Genomic DNA, 2895 nt, shown 5'->3' with positions numbered 1-2895 from the left:
CTTGCCGTGGTGCCGATCATGGACCGGCAGGGCGGCGGCGTCATACTGACCACGGCTTCGACAGCCGGCATCAGGCCGCGGCCGGGCCTCACCTGGTACAACGCCTCCAAGGGATGGGCGATCACCGCCACCAAGTCGATGGCGGTCGAACTCGCCCCGAAGAACATTCGCGTCAATTGCCTCTGCCCGGTCGCCGGCGAGACCGGCATGCTGGAGAAGTTCATGGGCGCCGACACGCCGGATATCCGTGAAAAATTCCGCGCGTCCATCCCGCTCGGCCGGCTGTCGACGCCGCTCGACATCGCCAACGCGGCGCTCTGGCTGGCTTCGGACGAGGCGGCCTTGATCACCGGCGTGGCGCTGGAGGTCGACGGCGGGCGCTGCATCTGAACCGACGTCGCGGCGGCGTCAGGCCGCCAAGAGCGTCCAGATCAGGCGCCGGTCTTGACGAAGCTCTTGTAGATCCAGCCGCGTTTGCCGTTATAGACGATCTCGCACCATTTTTTGCAGCTCATCACCTGCACGGCTGACTTGGCAGGCACAGTGACGATCGCGGCGGCGCCGTTCTTCGGGCCGGAACGCATGGTAACAGCCCTCAGGACGCGTCCATTGGTGCCAGTGCCGGCGTTTTCGGGCTTCGGACTGTCCTGGGCTACTTCGTCGGGCGCCGCGGGCTGAGCCTCGGCAACCCCGGGCTTCGCATCCGGAATGGCCGCGGTCTGGGCCGCATCCATTTTGTCGTCAGGCTTTTTTGCGTCTGCCGATTGGGCAGCAGCCGGCGCAGGCGATGCGACCTCAGCCAGGGCGGCCGAAGCATCGTTTCCGGACGCGGATTCGGCGAAGGCGGCAACGGCTGGTTTGTCGTTCTGCGTCGCCGGCTTCTCCGCGGCCTGAGCGGATGAGGCCGGCGGGGCATCCGCCGCGGGCGCAAGCTCACCAACCGTGCCGTTCCAGCGGGGATTGTTGGAAGCCAGTGCCGGGATGGCGGCTTCTCGGGATGCAGTCATGGGCGAAACCGCATCGGCCTTGCGCGCGGCTTGCGGCGCGGCGGCGACACTGACAGAGCTCGCCGCGGCCGGGGCGATCTTCTTCGTCTTGACCGGGATCGCGGGGACGGTCTGCTCCGTTTTCGCGATCGCCTGCCGCTCATTGGCCGGCAAGGCCAGCCAAAGCGCCACCGCCGCCACGCCAAGCAGCGCCGCGGTGCCGACGGCCGCGATCACCAGATGCGCGTTCGACTGCAGGCCCTGCCAGAACGAGGGCCGCATGTCATAGCCGAACCGCACGGCAAAGTGCCGTCGTTCCGGCGCACCGAAACTGAAGGGCTCGTTCACCTAAACCACCTCCAACAACCGGGCCGACGTTCTTTCGATCTTGCCGCAAACGGTTCGCGGCTGATCGGCATCGGTCCCGAAATTTCCAGCGGGCAGGCCCGCGCAAATCCCCGTCTTATCGCCCAGAACCGGCATCTTTTACCGCCGATTATGGCATCAGTGCGCCTTTTTGCGAAATTCTGCGCGTTTGTTAAGGATTCCGCAACGTGCCGTTAGGGAAGCGGACTTGTCGAATTAACAGCTTCTGCACATGTTCCGGCTTCAGATCCTGCGGCGCAGTGCGAACCAGTTGAGCGCCAGAAACAGCAGCGGTGCGCGTAAACAACAGCTGTCCGGGAAGGCGGGAATCTTCAGATACTCGATCAGCTTCAGCGGTCGCGATTGCCCGCGACCGTCTCGGCGTAGAGCTTGCCGAAGAAGTTGGACAGCATGATGCCGTGGCCGGAATACCCGCCCATCGAGGCATGCGGAAACGCAGGTGAATGGTGAATAGTGAATGCTTTGCTAGAGCGCTCTGGCTGCGTTCACCCATCCAATATGAAATTACTCACCATTCACTATTCACCCATTCACTCGACGAAGTGGCCGCTCACACATTCAGCAACAGATACTCCCGCTCCCAAGGGCTGATCACTTCCATGAATGTCTCGAACTCGGCTCGCTTGATGGCCGCATACGTGGCTGCGAAGGATTTGCCGACAATGGCGCCAAGCTCCTTGTCGGCCTCGAAAAGGTCCACGGCCTCGAGCAAGCTGCGCGGCAGGTCGATCTCGTCCTCGTTGGCGGTCGTCAGCACCGGCGGCTCGGCCTGGACCTTGTTGTTCATGCCGATCAACCCGCAGGCAAGCGAGGCGGCAAGCGCCAGATAGGGATTGGCGTCCGAGGACGGAATCCGATTTTCGACGCGCCGCGCCGCTGGATCGGAACGCGGCACGCGGAAAGCCGTCGTGCGGTTGTCGTAGCCCCACTTGTTGTTGACCGGCGCCGACGCAGCCTGCGTGAGCCGCCGATAGGAATTGACGTAAGGCGCAAGCATCACCAGCGCGTTCGGCACGTGTTTCTGCATGCCGCCGATGAAATGGAAGAACGCATCCGTCTCGGCGCCGTCTTCGGCCGAGAAGATGTTTTTTCCGGTCTTCTTGTCGACCACCGACTGGTGGATATGCATGGCCGAGCCAGGTTGCCCCTGGATCGGCTTGGCCATGAAGGTGGCGTAGATTTCGTGCTTCAGCGCCGCCTCGCGGATCGTGCGCTTGAACATGAAGACCTGGTCGGCAAGCTCGATCGGATTGCCGTGACGCAGGTTGATCTCGAGCTGGCCGGCGCCCTCCTCGTGGATCAGCGTATCGATCTCTAGGCCTTGCCGCTCCGAGAAATGGTAGATGTCGTCTATCAGTTCGTCGAACTCGTTGACGCCCGCGATCGAATAGCCGGCGCCGCCGCCGATCGGCCGCCCTGAGCGCCCGACGGGCGGCGTCAGCGGATAGTCCGGATCGGGGTTCTTGCGTACCAGATAGAATTCGATCTCGGGCGCCACCACCGGCTTCAGCCCCCGGTCGTC

The 2895-nt window shown here is 63.4% G+C and carries 3 protein-coding genes and 1 pseudogene; 1 reads left to right on the top strand and 3 read right to left on the bottom strand.

Going from position 1 to position 2895, the window contains the following annotated elements:
• Positions 1–390 (top strand): SDR family oxidoreductase (locus EOA60_RS26805; RefSeq protein ID WP_128312166.1); only part of this gene is annotated, 390 nt, incomplete at its 5' end.
• A gap of 41 nt (positions 391–431) precedes the next feature.
• Here EOA60_RS26805 and EOA60_RS26800 read toward each other — a convergent pair.
• The 3 genes and pseudogenes from EOA60_RS26800 to EOA60_RS26790 form a co-directional block, all read right to left on the bottom strand.
• Positions 432–1334: an SH3 domain-containing protein gene (locus EOA60_RS26800; RefSeq protein WP_095825803.1), complete on the bottom strand. Its 903-nt coding sequence runs from the start codon at positions 1332–1334 to the stop codon at positions 432–434.
• A gap of 261 nt (positions 1335–1595) precedes the next feature.
• Positions 1596–1795, bottom strand: a pseudogene (locus tag EOA60_RS26795) (FAD-dependent oxidoreductase); the annotation flags it as partial.
• Positions 1796–1923: 128 nt separating this feature from the next.
• Positions 1924–2895, bottom strand: a 972-nt coding sequence (locus EOA60_RS26790) for a glutamine synthetase family protein (protein ID WP_128312164.1), incomplete at its 5' end; no start/stop codon positions are given.

Source organism: Mesorhizobium sp. M1A.F.Ca.IN.020.06.1.1, assembly GCF_004023265.1.
Taxonomy (GTDB): Bacteria; Pseudomonadota; Alphaproteobacteria; order Rhizobiales; family Rhizobiaceae; genus Mesorhizobium.
The sequence above is the reverse complement of the archived record's forward strand: the minus strand, read 5'-3'. Positions and strand labels throughout refer to the sequence as shown.